Source organism: Sphingomonas sp. 3-13AW, assembly GCF_049311085.1.
Taxonomy (GTDB): Bacteria; Pseudomonadota; Alphaproteobacteria; order Sphingomonadales; family Sphingomonadaceae; genus Sphingomonas.
Map to the genome: position 1 here is coordinate 202,006 of NZ_JASNVZ010000004.1, position 17,207 is coordinate 219,212.

Here is a 17,207-nt window from a genome sequence, read left to right on the forward strand (position 1 = left end):
GATGCTCAGTCGGCAGTGAACGCCGGCTCCAGCGCGTTGATGCCGGCATGGACCCGCGCCTCGACCTCCGTCCGGCTCAGCCCCGTCGGAATCGGCTCGCCGAACCGCAGCGTGATCGTGCCGGACCGCTTGATCCCCTTGCGCGGCCATAGCCGCCCGCTGTCGAGCGCCACCGTCACCACGGGCATCCCCAGCGCCTTGTAGAGCCCGGCGAAGCCGGAGCGCAGTGGCGGCGTTTCGCCCGGCAGGACGCGAGTACCTTCCGGGAAGATCAGTACCGCGCGGCCCTCCCGGCGTGCCTCCTTGGCCTCCCGCAGCATCGCGCGCAGCGCCTCCGCGCCGCCTGCCCGGTCGATGCCGATGCTGCCATAGCGCTGCGCTGCCCAGCCCCACAGCGGGATCTGGGTGAGTTCGCGCTTCATCACGATCATCGGCGCACCGATCCGCCAGGCGAGCTCCAGCGTCTCGAACATCGCCTGGTGCTTGGCGGCAAAGAGGAACGGCCCTTCCGGGATGGTCCCCTCGACCCGAACTTCAACGCCCAGCAGCCAGCGGGCGAGGACGCCCTGCACCCGCGCCCAGCCTTCGGCATGCCACTTGAGCGCGCGCGGACCGAGCAGCGCCATCAACGGCGCGGTGATCACCACCCACAGGGTAAAGATACTGAAGATTACGTCGAACACGAGCGTCCGCAGCCGCGGCATCATATGCGCACCCCCAGCGTCAGCACGACGCGACGCACCAGATATTTATTGTACTCATCGAACAGGATGCCGAAGCGCGGCGTGCCGGGGACCGGGTCGGCGATCACCTCCACGTCCGCATCCAGAGCATAGCGCAGCTCCAGCGCTGCCCGCGCCATGTGCCAGTCGGAGGTGACCAGCCGCACCGTGCGATAGCCGTGGGTTCGCACCCAGGTCGCCGTCTCGTCGGCGTTGGAGCGGGTATCGACAGCGTCATGGCCCAGGTCCACGCAACAGATGATCACCTGCACCGGCACCTTATAGGCGACGGCGAGTTCGCCGGGACGCACATCCGGGTCCACCCCCGTCACCAGCATCCGCTGGGCCTTTCCGGCCTGCAGCAGCGCGAGCCCACGGTCGATTCGCCCCGGTGCGCCGGTGGGCACCACCACGGCATCGGTCACCAGCACGTCGGGCGCTGGCCGCGGCAGGGCGACGGTGAACAGTGCAAAGCCCAGCACCCAGGCGATGACCACGACCGAGAGCACGCGCCAGATCACAGCACCTGCCCCAGCGCGCGCAAGACGGCGATCCGCGCGGCGATCATGGCCAGCAGCATGAAGGCGATCGGCGTGGCCACGATCAGCAGCCAGTCGCTCGTGGAGAGACCGAGGCCTGCCAGCACCTGCGAATCGAGGCTGCCGATCTGCAGCCCCACGACCAGCACCACTGCCAGCCCCGCGAGGGTGCCGATCAGCCCACCGGCGAGGGTGTCGACGGCGATCCGCTGCTGGAACAGGCGGGCGATCTGGACATCGGTCGCACCGAGCATGTGGAGAATGTCGATGGTCCCGCGGTGCGTGTCCAGCCCCGCGCGCGCCGACAGCAGCACAACCGCGGCGGTTGCGGTCGCCATCACCGCCACCAGTCCGAATGCGACCCAGCCCAGCGTGCGCAGGAATCCGCGTACCGGCGCCAGCCAGCTGGCATGCCAGTCGACCCGCGCGGCCGGGGTCGCGGCATGGGCCACGCGGGTCACCACCGCCACCGCCGCATCGTCGTTCTGGCGCAGGTCGACGTCGACCATCGCCGGGATCGGAAGGTCGGCGTCGAGCCCCGCCTCGCCCAGCCAGGGCCGCATCAGTTCGGCAAGCTCGGCGCGATCGACCTCGACGGCGCGTGCGACCATGGGTTCGCGGCGCAACCCGGCAAGCAGGCGGGCGACTGCCGCGTCGCGCCTGGCGGCGTCGGCTTCCACCACCTGCACGGTCAACCGCCCGGCGAGCTGCCGGTCGAGCGCGGCGCCGGCGCCGGCGACCGAAAGGCCCATGGCGGCGGCCAGCACCGTCAGGAAAATCATGATCGCCATGATCCACACCATGGTGCGGCGCCCCTGCCGGTCCCCCAGCAATCGACGGTCGCTTGCGCGCATCGCCATCAGCGCGCCCCGTCCGACGACGGCGGGAAGCGGATCTGCCCCGTGGGATCGGCGAGCTTGCCCTTTTCCAGCCGCATCATGCGCGCGGCCGGGATGCGCTGGAGCAGCTCATAATCATGGGTCGCCACCACGACCGTGGTGCCCAAGCGATTGAGCGAATCGAACAGGTGCAACAGCCGCTCGGCCATGTCCGGATCGACATTGCCGGTCGGCTCGTCTGCAACCAGGATTTCCGGCCGGCCGATCACCGCGCGCGCGATCGCGACCCGCTGCTGCTCGCCCCCCGACAGTGTCGGGGGCGGCGCGTCGGCGCGATCCGACAGCCCCACCCAGGCCAGCATCTCGTTCACGGGGACGGCGACATCGGCTTCCGGCACGCCCGCGACACGCAGGGGCAGCGCGATATTGTCATAAGCCGACAGGTGCGGAACCAGGCGAAAGTCCTGGAACACCACGCCGATCCGCCGGCGAAAGCCGGGCAGCCGGGCCCGCGGCAACGTCACCGCATCCTCCCCGAACAGGCGGATCACGCCCCGGCTCGGACGCTGGGCGAGGTAGAGCAGCTTGAGCAGCGAGGTCTTGCCCGCGCCCGAAGGGCCGGTGAGAAAATAGAAGGAGCCGGTCGTCAACGTGAAGCTCACGTCCGACAGCGTCTCTGCCCCATTGCCGTAGCGAAGGCCGACATTCTCGAACTGTACGATATTGGCCATTGCCGGCGCCGGCCACCCCGTTTGAAGCTTCGCGGCGCCGCCATCGCACAGCCGCCGGACCTGCTCAAGCGTGCGACTGGGCGCAACCCTTGCCAGCACCGCTTTCGGCATGCTTAGGATTGCTATGCCCAGATCGGATTTGCCGCGTCGATGATCCTCGAATGCACCCAATGCCACATGCGCTATGTGGTGCCCGACAATGCGATCGGGCCCGACGGCCGCACCGTGCGCTGCGCCAGTTGCAAGCACAGCTGGTTCCAGCGGCCCCCGCTGCTGGACCTGGCCGCGGCCGAAGCAGCGCCTGAGCGCGCCGCTGTCGCTCCGGCGGCCGAGCCGGCACCGCCGCCGCCCCCGCCAGCCGCCCCCGTCACGCCGCCGCCGCCCGCGGCCACGACGGTGCCGCCGGTTGCAGCCCCGACCGCGCCGGCTGCCGCGCACCGCTATGTCGATCCCGAGGGCGAACGCGCCGAACGCGGGGAGCCCCGGCTGTACGACGCATTCGCACCGCGCCCGCCCTTTCGCCCGCGTCGCAACCCGATCCGGCGTTGGACTGCCTTTGCAGTCGCCGCCAGCATCGCGATGCTCGTCGGCATCGCCGCCATTCTCTACCTCGGCACCCCCGGCATCGCGGCCAAAGTCGGCCTGCCGATCGGGAAGGTCGACACCCCGCTGCTGTTTGCGGACAAGCAGATCGAGCGCCGCAACTTGCCGAGCGGCAACGAACTCTTCGCCATTTCGGGCAAGGTGGTGAACCCGACCGGCGAGCGTCAGCGCGTGCCGGACATTCGCGTCGACCTGAAGGACCAGCAGGACCGCGTCGTCTACAGCTGGACGATCACGCCCTCGCAGCGCGATCTGGGGCCGAGCGGCACCATCGGGTTCAACTCGGCCAAGCTGGACGTGCCGGCGAATTCCAAGATGCTGGAACTGAGCTTCGTCAGCGGGCTCTGATCGCCGCTGAAGCGGACAGGCGGCGCGCAAGCCAGGCGAGGCGCGCGCCGTGCAGCAGCGCTGCGACCAGCATGCCGATGCCCGATGCCCAGGCGAGCGCCATCGGGCCGACCCCGGCGCTGACCAGCAGCCAGCCGGCACCGCCGGTGACCACGAAGAAGGCGAGGATGCTGTTCACCCCCGCCACCACCTGGTCGCCCAGCGCCCGCAGCGTATAGACCAGCACGACCTGCAATCCGTCGAACAGGATGAACGGCGCCCAACGCAGCAGCATTGCTGCAGCGAGCAGATGGACTTCCGCGGTCGCTGGAAACAGCCCGGTGACCCAGGCACCCAGGAACAGAAGGACAAGCGCGAGGAAGCCCGTCGCCCCCGCCGCGAGCATTGCCGCGAGCGCGCCACGGGCGATCGCTTGACGCGGCACCCCTTCCCCCACCGCATTGCCGGCACGGACGCCCGCAGCAGAACCTAGCCCCAGCGCAACCGCGAAGGTGACGTTGTGGATCGAGAACACGATCTGGAACGCATGTGCGGCCGCGGCGCCCAATTGCGTGGAAAGGCCGATCAGCACTGCAAAGCCGACCAGTTCGAGCCCGGAGGCCACGGCCGGCACCAATCCAAAGCCAAGCAGTGCCCGCACGCCGGTGAGCCGAGGCGCCGCTTCGCCGCGCCACCGGCCGATGTGGCGCGCCCCCGCATCCGGCAGGCGCAGCACGTACCCCAGCAGCACGATCGCGCCGATTGCCGAGGCGATGGCGGTCGCGGTCGCCGCGCCGACCGCACCCATGCCCGGCAGGCCCAGGTGACCGCCGACCAGCGCCCAGGCGAGTACCGCGTTGATTGGCAGTACGCCCAGGTTGACGGCCGCCACCAGCCGGGGCCGGCTGATCCCTTCCAGGAAATAGCTGGTGGCGATGCTGAGCAGCTGGAACGGATAGGCGAACGCCATCGCCCGGACGACGGCGCCGGCGGGCTGCTGCAGGTCCTCAGCGACCCCCAGCAGCCGCAACAGCGGCTCGGCAAAGGCGAACAGCACGCCACCGGTCGCCAGGCCCAGCAAGAGCGCGACGATCAGCCCCTCGTGCAGCACCCGGCCGGTCGCCGGCAGATCCTTTGCACCATCCGCCCGCGATGCGAACACCAGCACGCCCGACAGCCAGCCGAGCACCACGACGATGCCGACAAAGGTCAGCGTCCTGCTCGCACCCAGCGCCGCCACTTCTTCAGTGCCCGCCAGCCCGACCACGACCACGTCGGTGACATGGAGCAGCGTCCAGTTCAGGCCGGTCAGCATCACCGGCCAGGCAAGCCCCAGCATCCGGAGCATCTCGGCCCGGGGCGACGGGACGGCGGGGGCGATTCCGGTCGAAGGCAAGGAAATCTCTCGTGAAACGCGGCGGAGCCGGGGCTCTAGACGCCAACGGTAATGCAAGAAAGTGGCGAAGCCGGTTGCATGCCCATGAATCGGCTGCTAGGGGCGCTCGCCTACCAGCCGGGGGTTCTTCCCCACGGAGTTCATGTGCGGTCGTGGCGGAACTGGTAGACGCGCAACGTTGAGGTCGTTGTGGCCGAAAGGCCGTGGAAGTTCGAGTCTTCTCGACCGCACCAAAACTGCTCCGGTTCCCAGGCTTCGGCCGGGAACCGGAAGGCAGCCCACCTCCCACTACGGCAAGCATCATCCAGACGAGCGCGGGCTATTCCCATCGCTTTGCGTCAGGTCGGCGAACGGCCCTGAAGGTGGACCCGCGCGGGTACCCCCGTCACGCGTGGCGGGGGCGTTGCCACAGTCCAGGGTCGCGCGGAGCCCGGGGATAGCGTCCCGCCCGCCCCTGCGCCGCTGCAAAGGCCCGCGCAATGGCAGCGAGCTTCTGCGCCTTGGACGTCGTCACGCGATGGTCCCAGGCATGCTCGCCACGCGCCCGTACGGCACGCCCGATCCCGCCATAGATGTCGGCGGCTGCCAGCACCGCCCAGGCGGCGCGGAACGGCAGCGCCGGGGTCCCCTCGCGCGCGCTGGCCTCATAGCGTTCCGACTGGTCCACCAGCCGCTTTGCCAGCATCGCGATCCGCGGGCGGTACGGCGGCTTCATATGCTCGCCCGGCGGCACGTCGATCTCGACCAGCCATTCGACCGGCAGGTAGCAGCGGTCGGCAGCGGCATCTTCGGCGATGTCGCGGGCGATGTTCGAAAGCTGGAAGGCGATGCCCAGGTCGCACGCTCGGTCGAGCGTATCCTCGTCGGCCGGGTCCACCCCCATCACGACTGCCATCAGGCACCCGATCGCGCCGGCGACATGATAGCAATAGCGGTAAAGGTCGTCCTCCGTACGCGGCCGCCAGTCCGCGGCGTCGAGCGCGAAGCCCGCGATCACGTCATGGACCAGCGCGTGCGGCAGCCGCGCCTCTGCAGCGACGATGCGCAGCGCATCGAATGCGGGGTCGCCGACCCACTCCCCTGCCAGCGCGGCGTCCGTCTGCGCGGTGATCTGCGCCAGCCGCGCGGGGGCGTCGGCAACCACGGTCATGCCCTGGCCCAGTTCCTGCCCGTCCGCCAGGTCGTCGCACGCGCGCGCCCAGGCATAGAGCAGCCAGGCCCGCTCCCGCGTGCGCGCGTCGAACAGGCGGCTCGCGGCCGCGAAGCTCTTTGACCCCACGGCGATCGTCTCGCGCGCCGTGGCGACGATCGCGTCGCGGCTCGGGCGGTCGGCGTGCGCCGCAGCCGACATCCGGTTAGAGCTCGCTGCTCGACATCGAGAAGATCGGGCGGGCGACCTGATGGCCGGCCATGCGCTCGAGCAGCGCGTCGAGCTGGTCTTCGACCAGCAGGATGTCGTGGTGCATGGGCCGCAGGAAGCCGACCTCCGCCATCTTTTCGACGAAGGCGATCAACCCGTCATAATAGCCCGCGACATTGAGCAGGCCCACGGGCTTGCTGTGATAGCCCAGCTGCGCCCAGCTCATCGCCTCCCACAGCTCGTCCATCGTGCCGGTGCCGCCCGGAATCGTCACGAACCCGTCCGACAGGTCGGTGAAGGCCTGCTTGCGCTGGTGCATGGTCTCGACGACGTGCAGCTCGGTGCAGCCGCGGTGCGCCATTTCGGCGTCGACCAGCGCGGTCGGGATCACGCCGATCACCTCGCCGCCCGCCTCCAGCGCGGCATCGGCCACCGCGCCCATCAGGCCCAGGCGGCCGCCGCCATAGACGACGCCGATGCCCCGCTCCGCCAGCGTGCGGCCGACGAAGCGCGCATTGTCGATGTACACCGGATCCGACGGGGTCGCCGAACCGCAATAAATTGCCAGTCGCTTCACAAAACTCGTCCTTGAAATTGCCTAGTGCGGCGCGGTCAGCGGCCGTGTTCCAACATCAGCCCCGCCGTCGCCTTGGCGCTCCCGACCACGCCGGGGATGCCGGCGCCGGGATGCGTGCCCGCCCCTACGAAATAGAGGTTGGGAATATGATCGTCACGATTGTGCGCCCGGAAAAAGGCACTCTGCGTCAGGATCGGCTCCAGCGAGAAGGCCGAACCCAGATGCGCGTTCAGGTCCCGCGCAAAGTCGGGCGGCGCATAGCTGAACTTGGTGACGATCCGGTCGTGGATGTCGGGGATCAGGCGGCGCCCGACCTCGTCCAGAATCCGCTTCTCGTACATCGGACCGATGGTGTCCCAGTCGATCGGCAGCTTGCCCATGTGGGGCACCGGCGCCAGCGCATAGAAGGTCGAATGCCCCTCCGGCGCCAGGCTCGGGTCGGTGACGGTCGGGTGGTGCAGGTAGAGGGAGAAATCCTCCGACAGCACGCCATGGTCATAGATGTCGGACAACAACCCCTGATAGCGGGGTCCGAACAGGATCATGTGGTGTGGAATGCCCGGCCACGTCCCCTTGATGCCGAAATGGACGAGGAACAGCGACGGGGAGAAGCGCTTCTTCTCCAGCGCGGCGGTGGTCCGGCGCGCGCTGCGGGAATTGCGCAGCAGGTCCTTGTAGCTGTGGATCAGGTCAGCGTTGCTCGCGACCGCGTCCGCCGCGATCCGCTTGCCGCTGCGGGTGACGACGCCGGTCGCATGGTCGCCCAGCGTTTCGATCTCGTCGACCGGGTCGCCCAGGATCAGCGTCCCGCCCAGCCGCTCGAACAGCGCGACCATGCCCGACACCAGCTGGTTGGTACCGCCCTTGGCGAACCAGACGCCGCCGTCGCGCTCCAGCTTGTGGATCAGCGCATAGATCGCGCTGGTCGTGCTGGGATTGCCGCCCACGAGCAGCGTGTGGAAGCTCAGCGCCTGGCGCAGCTTCTCGTTCTTCACGAAGGTCGAGACCATCGAATAGACCGAACGCCACGCCTGGTATTTGGCGAGCGCAGGAGCCGCCTTCAGCATCGAGCGGAAGTCCAGGAACGGCTTGGCTCCCAGCTTCACATAGCCTTCCTCGTACACGCCCTTCGAATATTCCAGGAAGCGCGCGTAGCCGTCGACGTCCTGCGGATCGAGCTTGGATATCTCCGAGCGCAGCAGCGTATCGTCGTTGGAATAGTCGAAGTTGGTGCCGTCGGGCCAGTTGAGCCGGTAGAAGGGCAGCACCGGCTCCAGCGTCACGTCCCCGGACATGTCGTGGCCGGACAGCTGCCACAGTTCGCGCAGGCAATCGGGATCGGTGATCACCGTGGGCCCTGCGTCAAAGGTAAAGCCGTCGCGTTCGAACACATAGGCGCGGCCACCGGCCTTTTCGCGGCCTTCGATCAGAGTCGTCTCGACCCCGGCCGATTGCAGGCGGATGGCAAGCGCCAAGCCGCCGAACCCTGCGCCAATCACCGTTGCCGTTCTCAAGATCGTTTCTCCCGGCCGCTGGCCTGCATGTCCCAAATCGTTCGTATCGCGCGCCCCACCGGGACGGGCGGCTTACCCGCGAGCACACGCACCCTGTCCGCCCAGTTCGACCCGCCGGCATAGAAGCGCCCGATGAGGGCAGCGTCCAGCCGGTAGAAGCGCTCCAGCACGCGATAGCGCAGCTCTGGCTGCGCTGCCTTGAACAACATTGCGGAAAGCATGCGGTAGAATCCCCGCTGCCTCCATGTCGTGCGCGCGAGGCCGTGCGTCAACTCGCCCAGCGCCGCGGCGGAAAGATCGTTGGTCGCCGCGATCGCCGATGCGGTGCGAACCGCGTCTGGCAGCGAATAGCCGGTGAGCGGGTGGAACAGCCCGGCGCGCATTCCCGCCTTCGCGATCGGCGGGCTGGATCGCCAATATTCGTCGAAGTCGCCGCCCATCGCCACCGGCAGGACGCCCCGCTCCTCGCGCGCGACTTCGGCGATGCGCCAGCCCTGCCCCTCGGCATAGTCGCGGATGCGCTGCCGCAGGGCCGCGTCGTCGATGTCCGGGCCGTCGCTGTAATAGGTGTCCTCGACGAACATCCGGTCGGGCCCCAGCGGCAGGCAGTAGACAAAGCGGTAGCCGTCGAGCTGCGCGACCTGCGCATCCATCACCACGGGCCGCTCGCGGCCATGGGGCTGCTCCAGCACCAGTTCCTGGCCCAGGAACTTCTGCCAGCCACAGTCGAGCATCGACAGATCCCCCGGGCCGCGACAGTCGATGACGGCCCCGGCCTCGATCCGGTCGCCGTCGTCGAGGACCACCGCGGTCGCGCTCGCCGCCAGTACGCGGCGGCCCGTCAGGAGCGCGTCCGCCGGCAAGGTCGCGCGCAACACCGCGTCCAGTTGCTCCGACTCGACGCTGTTATACGTCGCATCGAGGGTGCGCTGGTGCCCGGGGAAGGCGACGTCATAGCCACGCCAGGAGTGGCCGATGACCCGCTCGATAATCCAGCGATCGGCGGGTGCCACGTCGCTGTCGAAGAACGACCAGAGGTGGTTGCCGCCAAAGGTCTCGCCGGTCTCGACCAGCCGCAGCACCAGCTCCGGCCGGCGCTCGGCAAGCGCCAGTGCGATCAGACCACCGGCAAGTCCCCCGCCGAGGATCGCCAGGTCGCAGGTATGATAGGTCGGCATTCCGCACGCCTAGCCGAGCTTGTGCGGCGGTGAAAGGGTAGCGCGGCATGGCGCCGGGGGGCCGGAACCGCTACAGCGCACCCATGTCGGTCGCCCTTGCCATCCTGCTTTCTGCCATCGCGATGACCGCGATCGTGGGCGTGCGCTACCTGCTGGCGTCGGGCGGGTTTGCCTTTGCGACACGGCTGCGCCAGCCCGGCCTCTACCAGGGACTCGACCAGCAGATCGTGCGCGAGATCCGCTGGAGCCTGATCTCGGCGGCGATCTATGGCATCCCCGCCGGTGTCGTCGCCTGGGGCTGGCAGAACCGCGGCTGGACGCAGATCTACACCGACCTGCACGACCGGCCGCTCTGGTGGCTGCCCTTGTCGGTGCTGCTCTACCTCTTTCTCCACGACACCTGGTTCTACTGGAGCCATCGCTGGATGCATCGCCCGAAGGTGTTCCGCGTCGCGCATGCGGTCCATCATGCCAGCCGCCCGCCGACGGCATGGGCGGCAATGGCGTTCCATCCGATCGAGGCCGTCACCGGCGCCTTCGTGATTCCGCTGCTGGTGTTCCTGATCCCGATCCATGTCGGTGCGCTGGCAGTGGTGCTCACGGTGATGACCGTGATGGGGGTCACCAATCACATGGGGTGGGAGATTTTTCCTCGTGCGGTCTGGGGCGGGCCGCTCGGCGGCTGGCTGATCACCGCCAGCCATCACCAGCGGCACCATCAGCGTTATGGCTGCAATTTCGGACTCTACTTCCGCTTCTGGGACCGCCTGTGCGGGACCGATGACGGACTCGGCAGCTTTGGAAAGAATAAGAATGACGATGCACGCCCGCGCAACAGCGCTGCGGTTCGGCTGGGGCGCAGCAGCGCTGCTGTTCCTGACGGGGGCGGCGCCGGCCACGACGCTTGAGGTCACGCTGTCGCAGGTGCGCAACGACAAGGGGATGATCCGCTTGTGCGTCACCACCAACCCCAAGAGCTTTCCCGGCTGTCGCAAGGATCCCACGGCCGTGACCCGCTCCGTGCCCGCCTCGCAGCATGTGGTCCGGATCGAGGGGCTCGCCCCCGGCACCTATGCGGTGTCGGTGATCCATGACGAGAACGGCAACGGCAAGCTCGACACCTTTGCCGGCATGCCGCGCGAGGGCTTTGGCTTCTCGCGGAACCCGGCGATGGGCTTTGGTCCGCCCCGATTCTCCGCTGCGCAATTCGCGCTGCCCGGTGATGCAGATCGGCAACAGATTCGTATTCGATATCTGTTGTAATACGAATTGAGACGAAGCGCGGGAGCCAAGGTCGGGACGCGGCGTTACGCGGCAGTAACAACCTTCAAAGGCACCCGTTCCTTGGCCACCATCTTCCGCACCGCCACCGCCGCGCTGGCGCTTTCTCTCTGCGCCCTCGGCTCCGCTCCTGCCTTTGCGCAGGACAACGCTGATCCCTCCACCATGCGCAACACCGACGACGGCAGCGACTTTGCGATCGTCGGCCTGGGCGCCGCCGTCCTCCCCGATTACGAGGGCTCGGACGACTATGGCTTCTCGCCGATCCCGGCCGCGATCGGCCGCGTCTCCGGCTTCAACTTCACGCTCGCCGGCAACCGCCTGAGCGTCGACCTGGTCCCGGACAACTATGGTCCCGGGATCGATTTCCAGGCCGGCCCCGTCGCCGTCCTGAACCTCAACCGCGCCAGCACCAAGGGCATCGACGACGAGCGCATCAAGGCCCTTGGCAAGCGCAAGGCCGCGCTCGAGCTCGGCGGCTACCTCGGCATCGCCAAGACCGGCGTGATCACCAGCGAGTTCGATCGCGTGTCCTTCTCGGCCAGCTATCGCAAGGGCGTGACCGGCGCGCACTCGGCCGGCATCTTTACGCCGACCATCAGCTACCTGACGCCGCTCAGCACCAAGGCGATCGTCAGCGTCTTCGTGTCCGGCGAGCGGGCCGAGCGTGGCTATGCCCGCAGCTATTTCGGGATCAATCCGGAGCAGAGCGAAGACAGCGGCCTGCCGGTGTTCAACGCGCGCGGCGGCTGGAAGAACTGGACCCTGGGCGGCGTCGGCGCGGTGTCGCTCACCGGCGACCTGCGCGGCGGTCTCCAGGCATTCGGTGGCGTCGTCTATCGCCGCCTGCTCAACGACTTCGCCAAGAGCCCGGTCACCAGCATCGCGGGCGACCGCGACCAGTGGCTCGGCTCGGTCGGCCTCGCGTACAGCTTCTAACGAGCTTGGGAGAGCCCCGGCTGTCGGTCCCTACGGGGAACCGGCAGCCGAGTGGGGCCCTGTCGATCAGGCGGCAGCCGGTGCCTTTCGCGCTGCCGGCGGCGGCGTCTTGGGCTTGTAGGCGCACAGGTCCGCCACGATGCAGCGCCAACATTCCGGCGTCCGCGCCTTGCAGACATAGCGACCGTGCAGGATCAGCCAGTGGTGCGCGTGCAGGCGGAATGGCTGCGGCGTAACCCGGTCGAGCACCAGCTCCACCGCCAGCGGCGTCTTTCCCTTGGCCAGGCCGGTGCGGTTGCCGATACGAAAGATGTGCGTATCGACCGCGAACGTCTCGGCACCAAAGGCGACGTTCATCACGACATTGGCGGTCTTGCGCCCCACCCCCGGCAGCTTTTCCAGGGCGTCGCGATCCGCGGGCACCTTGCCACCATGATCGGCGATCAGCGCCTGCGACAGCGCGATCACGTTCTTGGCCTTGGTGTTGAACAGCCCGATCGTCTTGATGTGCTGCTTCAGCCCCTCCTCGCCCAGAGCGACCATCTTCTGAGGCGTGTCGACCTCGGCGAACAGCCGGCGCGTCGCCTTGTTGACGCCCGCGTCGGTCGCCTGGGCGGAAAGCACCACCGCCACCAGCAGGGTGAAGTCGTTGACCGATTCGAGCTCGGTCTCCGGATGCGGGTTCGCCTCGGCCAGCCGCCGGTAGAATTCGAAGACGTCGGCGCGCTTCAAAGGCCCAGGACCGCATCCATGCTGTAGCGCCCGGGCGCCTGGTTCACCAACCACTGCGCCGCCTTCACCGCGCCCCGTGCAAAGATCGCGCGGTCGTCGGCCCGGTGGGAGAGCTCGATGCGCTCGCCGTCGCCCGCAAAGATCACCTGGTGGTCGCCGACGACCCGCCCGCCGCGGAGTGCCGCAAAGCCGATCGTGCCCTGTGCCCGGGCGCCCACCAGCCCGGCCCGGCCGATCACCGCAACCTCCGACATCTCCACGCCCATACCCTTCGCCGCAGCCTCGCCCAGCATCAGCGCGGTGCCGGAAGGGGCGTCGACCTTCATGCGATGGTGCATCTCGACGATCTCGATGTCCCACTCCGACCCCAGCCGTTCCGCGGCTTCGCGCACCAGCCGCGACAGCAACGCGACGCCAAGCGAGGTGTTGCCGGTCTGGAGCACCGGGATCTCGGTTGCCGCTTCGTCGATGCGGGCATGCTGCGCCCGGGAAAGCCCGGTCGTGCCGATGAGGATCGGGGTGCCGGCCGCCCGCGCTGCCGCCAGATGCGCGTCGAGCGCCACGGCTGCGGAGAAATCGACCAGGACGTCGGCCTTGCGCGCGATGCCGTCCGGGCTTTCGCCCGCGTCCGCGCCCCCGGCGAGCGTCGCGCCCAGCTCCGGAATCACCGCCGCGATCGCCTGCCCCATACGGCCCAGCCGCCCATAGATTCCGATGCCTGTCATCTGCCCCGCCATGTTGTGCCCCGCGGCCCATGCGCACGGGAAGTCCCGGCCCTCCACGTGGAAGACCGGTGAACGCAACTCATGACAGAAAGCCGCCGCCGCCGACAAGCCGGAGCGACAGAGGATGAATCAGGCGACGTGCGCGATCGGCGCTTCGGCGTACTTGGGATCGTTCGCCTTGAAGTCCGGAAAGGGCGTGAACAGGCGCGAGGTCAGCGCAAGGTTGCTGAGCCCGGCCAGCTTGAAGGTGCCGAGCTTGGCGACCTTCGGGGCGCCGCCGGCGCGCTCGACCGTCACGGCATCGACGTGCAGGTCGCCATGCTTGGTCCACAGCATGTGCGGGGCCAGCAGCATGTCCATGTTGTTGTACACCGCCGACACGCAGATGCGCTGCATCATCGCGAAGCGCAGGATGTCGCTGTTGCTGGCACGGTCTTCTTGGCTGTCGCTCACAGGGGTGGAACGGGCTAGTTCAAGCATTTGTTGCATCGCAGCAGGCAGCTAGTCGCACACCGCGACCGCTTCAAGCCGCTTTGTGCATTGGCGACTGTCCCGCCACGACGCTACATCAGCCGAATGGCGTCGATCCGCAACCTTGTCCTCCTCACCGGCGCTGGTCTCTCCGCCGAGAGCGGGCTCGCCACCTTCCGCGGCCCGGGCGGACTGTGGGAGGGCCACCGCGTCGAGGACGTCTGCACGCCCGAGGCGCTCGCCCGCGATCCGGCGCTGGTCCACCGCTTCTACGACCTGCGGCGTGCCGCGCTGGATAATGTCGCTCCCAATGCCGCGCACGAAGCGCTGGCGCGGCTCGATGCCAGCTGGCCGGGCGAACTGCTGATCGTCACCCAGAATGTCGACGACCTGCACGAGCGTGCGGGTGCGCGGCGGCTGCTCCACATGCACGGCGAACTGCGCTCGGCGCTCTGTGCTGCCTGCGGCACCCGCAACCGGCATGAGGGCGCGCTGCCCCCGGCCTCCCCCTGCCCGGCGTGCGGGGCGGCGGCGCTCCGCCCGGACATCGTTTTCTTCGGGGAGATGCCCTACGGCATGGACCGGATCGAGGCGGCACTGGCGGAGGCCGACCTGTTCGTCTCGATCGGAACCTCCGGCGCGGTCTACCCCGCCGCCGGCTTCGTCCAGATGGCGGCGCATTTCGGTGCCGCGACGCTCGAGCTCAACCTCGAACGCTCCGCCGGCAGCCACTGGTTCGAAGAAAGCCGGCTCGGCCCCGCCACCCAGCTGGTGCCCCAATGCGTGGACGGGCTGCTCGCCCAAGGCTGAGCGCTTACTCCACCCAGTCGAGGCCGATGTCGCGGTAGAGGGTGCGGTCGTTCTCCCAGTCGGGCTTGACCTTGACGTGGAGGTAGAGGTGGACGCGCACGCCCATCACCGCCTGAAGCTCCGCGCGGGCCTTGGCGCCGATCTCCTTGATGCGGGCTCCGCCCTTGCCCAGCACGATCGCGCGCTGGCTCTCGCGGCCGACCAGGATCTGCTGATGGATCTCGACCGATCCGTCGTCGCGCTCCTTGTAGAGCTCGGTATCGACCGCGATCGAATAGGGGAGCTCGGCGTGGAGCTGGTGGTAGATCTGCTCGCGGGTCATCTCCGCCGCCATCATCCGGTCGGTGGCGTCGGACACCTGGTCCTCAGGGAAGTGCCACGGCCCCTCCGGCATGCGCGCGGCAAGCGCCGCCTTCAGCTCGGCGACGCCGTCGCCGGTCTGGGCGCTGACGAAGAAGGTCTCGTCGAAGTGCATCTGCTCGTTGAGACGCGCCGCGTGCGTCAGCAGCCGCGGCTTGTCGGCGATGTCGACCTTGTTGAGGATCAGCAGCTTGGGCTCGCGGCGATGGGCAAGCCGCTCGGCGATGTCGGTCACCTTGGCGCCGAGGCCACCCTTGGCATCGACGACGAACGCGATCGCGTCTGCGCCCTCGGCGCCTTCCCAGGCGGCGGCAACCATGGCGCGGTCGAGCCGGCGGCGCGGATCGAAGATGCCGGGGGTGTCGACCAGCAGCAGCTGCGTGTCGCCCTCGATGGCGATGCCCATCAGCCGGGTGCGCGTGGTCTGTGCCTTGGCGCTGGTGATCGCGATCTTCTGGCCGACCATCGCGTTGACCAGCGTGGACTTGCCCGCATTGGGGGCGCCGACCACGGCAACAAGGCCGCAGCGTTGGGTGGAGGAGTTCATGTGCTAGCCTAAATGCTGGAAAGAAAGATTGTGGGACGCAGAAGGTCGCCGATCAACCGGATAGCGCCTCAACGCTCCAGTTCGCGCAGCAGCGCCTTGGCAGCGGCGGTTTCCGCTTCCTGCTTGGACGTGCCCTGCGCCGACGCCTCGGCAAGCTTGCCGATCGACACCTTCACGGTGAAGCGCGGGGCGTGGCCGGGTCCGGAGCGATCGACCACCGTATATTCGGGCGGGCGCCGGTCGTGGGCGGCGGCCCATTCCTGCAGCGCGGACTTGGGATGCTTGGGCGCGCGCACCTGGGTTTCGATACGGTCGGCCCACAGCCGGCGCACGAAGCCCCGGGTCGCGTCCAGGCCCGCCTCCAGATAAAAGGCGCCGATCAGCGCCTCCATCACGTCGCCCAGCACATTGTCGCTCTGCGTCGCGCCATCGTCGCGGGCCTGCTTGCCCAAGCGCAGGTGCGGCACGACGCCAAGGTCGCGCGCGACTTCGGCGCACACCGGGCCGGTCACCAGCGCATTGATGCGGCGCGACAGCTTGCCCTCGGGCTCCTCGGGGAACCGCTCGAACAGCCATTCGGCCATCAGCAGCCCCAGCACCCGGTCGCCCAGGAACTCGAGCCGCTCATAGCTTTCGCCCGCATGGCTGCCATGCGTCATCGCCCGCTCGAACGGTTTGAGGGGCAGGTCGCTGCGGCCAAAGGTCTCCGCGAGCCAGCTGGAGAGGGAGGCGGTGCTCAGAAGCCTTCCCCGATCCGGCTGAAGCGCGCGGCGCTGATCCAGGTCCAGGGCAGCAGCCACTGGGCACTGCCGTCGGTGGACCAGAAGGTCACGACCGCCTTGCCCTCAAGATTCTCCATCGGAACGAAGCCGATGCCCTGGCCGGCGGCCACGGGGAAGCGGCTGTCCGCGCTGTCGTCGCGGTTATCGCCCATCAGGAAGACGTGACCCTCGGGCACCGTGTAGACGCCGGTATCGTCGGCGGGGGTCGTACCCTGGTCGAGAACGCGGAAACGCTTTCCGTTGGGCAGCGTCTCCTCATACTGCGGATAGCGGCACACCGGCTTGCCGGCCGCGTCCTCATCCTGGAACTGGAACGGGCAGCCGAAATTGGGTGTGACCGGCAGCACGAAGTCGGCGATGCGCTGCTTGGGAACCGGCTTGCCGTTCAGGAACAGCTGCCCGTGCTGCATCTGCACCCGGTCGCCGGGGAGGCCGATCACGCGCTTGACCCAATTGTCCCGCCCCTCCGGAGGCGCCTTGAATACCACCACGTCGCCCCGGTCGGGCGTCCTTGGGAAGATGCGGCCCGGGATCAGCGGCAGGTTCCACGGCAGGCTGTACCGCGAATAGCCATAGTTCCACTTGGTGATGAACAGATAGTCGCCCACCATCATCCGCGGGAGCATCGATCCCGAAGGAATGCTGAAGGGCGAGAAGAGGAAGCTGCGGATCACGAACACGAAGATCGCTAGCTTCAGGAAAAACAGCACCGTCTCGCGCAGCTCGGAGCGCGGGGGACGGGCGGCGGGTTTAGTGGCCATGCAACTGCTCTGC

General features: G+C 68.3%; 20 protein-coding genes and 1 tRNA gene. 6 read left to right on the forward strand and 15 right to left on the reverse strand.

What is annotated here, in order from left to right; genetic code table 11:
* Nucleotides 1-5 precede the first annotated feature (5 nt).
* From QP045_RS07330 to ftsE, 4 genes are read right to left on the reverse strand one after another with little or no spacing between them, the layout of a single operon-like run.
* On the reverse strand, nt 6-707 hold the full coding sequence (locus tag QP045_RS07330) for a lysophospholipid acyltransferase family protein (protein WP_422514319.1): 702 nt from the start codon (nt 705-707) through the stop codon (nt 6-8).
* Nucleotides 704-1,243, reverse strand: a complete 540-nt coding sequence (locus QP045_RS07335; RefSeq protein WP_422514320.1) for a YdcF family protein — start codon at nt 1,241-1,243, stop codon at nt 704-706. Before QP045_RS07335 ends, QP045_RS07330 begins: the two co-directional genes overlap by 4 nt.
* Nucleotides 1,240-2,121, reverse strand: a complete 882-nt coding sequence (locus QP045_RS07340) for a cell division protein FtsX (RefSeq protein ID WP_422514321.1) — start codon at nt 2,119-2,121, stop codon at nt 1,240-1,242. Before QP045_RS07340 ends, QP045_RS07335 begins: the two co-directional genes overlap by 4 nt.
* Entirely contained in the window at nt 2,121-2,831 is a 711-nt protein-coding gene (gene ftsE, locus QP045_RS07345) for a cell division ATP-binding protein FtsE (protein WP_422514322.1), read from the reverse strand. The genes QP045_RS07340 and ftsE overlap by 1 nt, the downstream gene beginning before the upstream one ends.
* 150 nt (nt 2,832-2,981) lie before the next feature.
* On the opposite strand from ftsE, the gene QP045_RS07350 reads away from it, so the two are divergent.
* Nucleotides 2,982-3,782, forward strand: coding sequence for an MJ0042-type zinc finger domain-containing protein (locus QP045_RS07350; RefSeq protein ID WP_422514323.1), 801 nt, complete (start codon nt 2,982-2,984; stop codon nt 3,780-3,782).
* Here the strand turns inward: QP045_RS07350 and QP045_RS07355 are convergent.
* On the reverse strand, nt 3,769-5,109 hold the full coding sequence (locus QP045_RS07355) for an MATE family efflux transporter (protein ID WP_422514324.1): 1,341 nt from the start codon (nt 5,107-5,109) through the stop codon (nt 3,769-3,771). The two genes, QP045_RS07350 and QP045_RS07355, sit on opposite strands and share 14 nt — an antisense overlap.
* A gap of 194 nt (nt 5,110-5,303) precedes the next feature.
* On the opposite strand from QP045_RS07355, the gene QP045_RS07360 reads away from it, so the two are divergent.
* Nucleotides 5,304-5,390 (forward strand) — tRNA-Leu (locus QP045_RS07360).
* A gap of 152 nt (nt 5,391-5,542) precedes the next feature.
* On the opposite strand, the gene QP045_RS07365 is transcribed toward QP045_RS07360, so the two are convergent.
* From QP045_RS07365 to crtY, 4 genes are read right to left on the reverse strand one after another with little or no spacing between them, the layout of a single operon-like run.
* A complete protein-coding gene (locus tag QP045_RS07365) occupies nt 5,543-6,508 on the reverse strand; it encodes a phytoene/squalene synthase family protein (RefSeq protein ID WP_422514325.1) in 966 nt (321 codons plus the stop codon).
* A gap of 4 nt (nt 6,509-6,512) precedes the next feature.
* The gene (locus tag QP045_RS07370; protein ID WP_422514326.1) at nt 6,513-7,094 is read right to left on the reverse strand and encodes a TIGR00730 family Rossman fold protein; all 582 of its coding nucleotides are present in this window, start codon (nt 7,092-7,094) and stop codon (nt 6,513-6,515) included.
* A 35-nt stretch (nt 7,095-7,129) separates the two neighbouring features.
* Nucleotides 7,130-8,608 (reverse strand): phytoene desaturase, encoded by a 1,479-nt coding sequence (locus QP045_RS07375; RefSeq protein WP_422514327.1) that lies wholly within the window; start codon nt 8,606-8,608, stop codon nt 7,130-7,132.
* Entirely contained in the window at nt 8,605-9,786 is a 1,182-nt protein-coding gene (gene crtY / locus QP045_RS07380; RefSeq protein WP_422514328.1) for a lycopene beta-cyclase CrtY, read from the reverse strand. Before crtY ends, QP045_RS07375 begins: the two co-directional genes overlap by 4 nt.
* A gap of 83 nt (nt 9,787-9,869) precedes the next feature.
* Here crtY and QP045_RS07385 point away from each other — a divergent pair, with 83 nt between their 5' ends.
* From QP045_RS07385 to QP045_RS07395, 3 genes are all read left to right on the forward strand, one after another.
* The gene (locus QP045_RS07385; RefSeq protein WP_422514329.1) at nt 9,870-10,694 is read left to right on the forward strand and encodes a sterol desaturase family protein; all 825 of its coding nucleotides are present in this window, start codon (nt 9,870-9,872) and stop codon (nt 10,692-10,694) included.
* Nucleotides 10,600-11,049, forward strand: coding sequence for a DUF2141 domain-containing protein (locus tag QP045_RS07390; protein ID WP_422514330.1), 450 nt, complete (start codon nt 10,600-10,602; stop codon nt 11,047-11,049). Before QP045_RS07385 ends, QP045_RS07390 begins: the two co-directional genes overlap by 95 nt.
* An 81-nt stretch (nt 11,050-11,130) precedes the next feature.
* On the forward strand, nt 11,131-12,006 hold the full coding sequence (locus QP045_RS07395; RefSeq protein WP_422514331.1) for a MipA/OmpV family protein: 876 nt from the start codon (nt 11,131-11,133) through the stop codon (nt 12,004-12,006).
* Between the two features lie 66 nt (nt 12,007-12,072).
* Here QP045_RS07395 and nth read toward each other — a convergent pair whose 3' ends face one another.
* From nth to QP045_RS07410, 3 genes are all read right to left on the reverse strand, one after another.
* The gene (gene nth, locus QP045_RS07400) at nt 12,073-12,738 is read right to left on the reverse strand and encodes an endonuclease III (protein WP_422514332.1); all 666 of its coding nucleotides are present in this window, start codon (nt 12,736-12,738) and stop codon (nt 12,073-12,075) included.
* Nucleotides 12,735-13,463: a 4-hydroxy-tetrahydrodipicolinate reductase gene (gene dapB / locus QP045_RS07405; RefSeq protein WP_422514333.1), complete on the reverse strand. Its 729-nt coding sequence runs from the start codon at nt 13,461-13,463 to the stop codon at nt 12,735-12,737. Before dapB ends, nth begins: the two co-directional genes overlap by 4 nt.
* A gap of 129 nt (nt 13,464-13,592) precedes the next feature.
* Entirely contained in the window at nt 13,593-13,916 is a 324-nt protein-coding gene (locus tag QP045_RS07410) for a hypothetical protein (protein WP_422514334.1), read from the reverse strand.
* Nucleotides 13,917-14,039: 123 nt separating this feature from the next.
* On the opposite strand from QP045_RS07410, the gene QP045_RS07415 reads away from it, so the two are divergent.
* A complete protein-coding gene (locus QP045_RS07415; protein ID WP_422514335.1) occupies nt 14,040-14,744 on the forward strand; it encodes an NAD-dependent deacylase in 705 nt (234 codons plus the stop codon).
* Nucleotides 14,745-14,748: 4 nt separating this feature from the next.
* Here QP045_RS07415 and era read toward each other — a convergent pair whose 3' ends face one another.
* The 3 genes from era to lepB all read right to left on the reverse strand — a co-directional run bounded on the left by era (nt 14,749) and on the right by lepB (nt 17,194).
* Nucleotides 14,749-15,651: a GTPase Era gene (gene era / locus QP045_RS07420; protein WP_422514336.1), complete on the reverse strand. Its 903-nt coding sequence runs from the start codon at nt 15,649-15,651 to the stop codon at nt 14,749-14,751.
* Nucleotides 15,652-15,719: 68 nt separating this feature from the next.
* Nucleotides 15,720-16,391 carry a ribonuclease III gene (gene rnc / locus QP045_RS07425; protein ID WP_422514414.1) on the reverse strand — a complete coding sequence of 224 codons (672 nt, stop codon included), beginning with the start codon at nt 16,389-16,391 and terminating at the stop codon, nt 15,720-15,722.
* Nucleotides 16,388-17,194: a signal peptidase I gene (lepB, locus tag QP045_RS07430; protein ID WP_422514337.1), complete on the reverse strand. Its 807-nt coding sequence runs from the start codon at nt 17,192-17,194 to the stop codon at nt 16,388-16,390. The genes rnc and lepB overlap by 4 nt, the downstream gene beginning before the upstream one ends.
* Nucleotides 17,195-17,207: the final 13 nt, after the last annotated feature.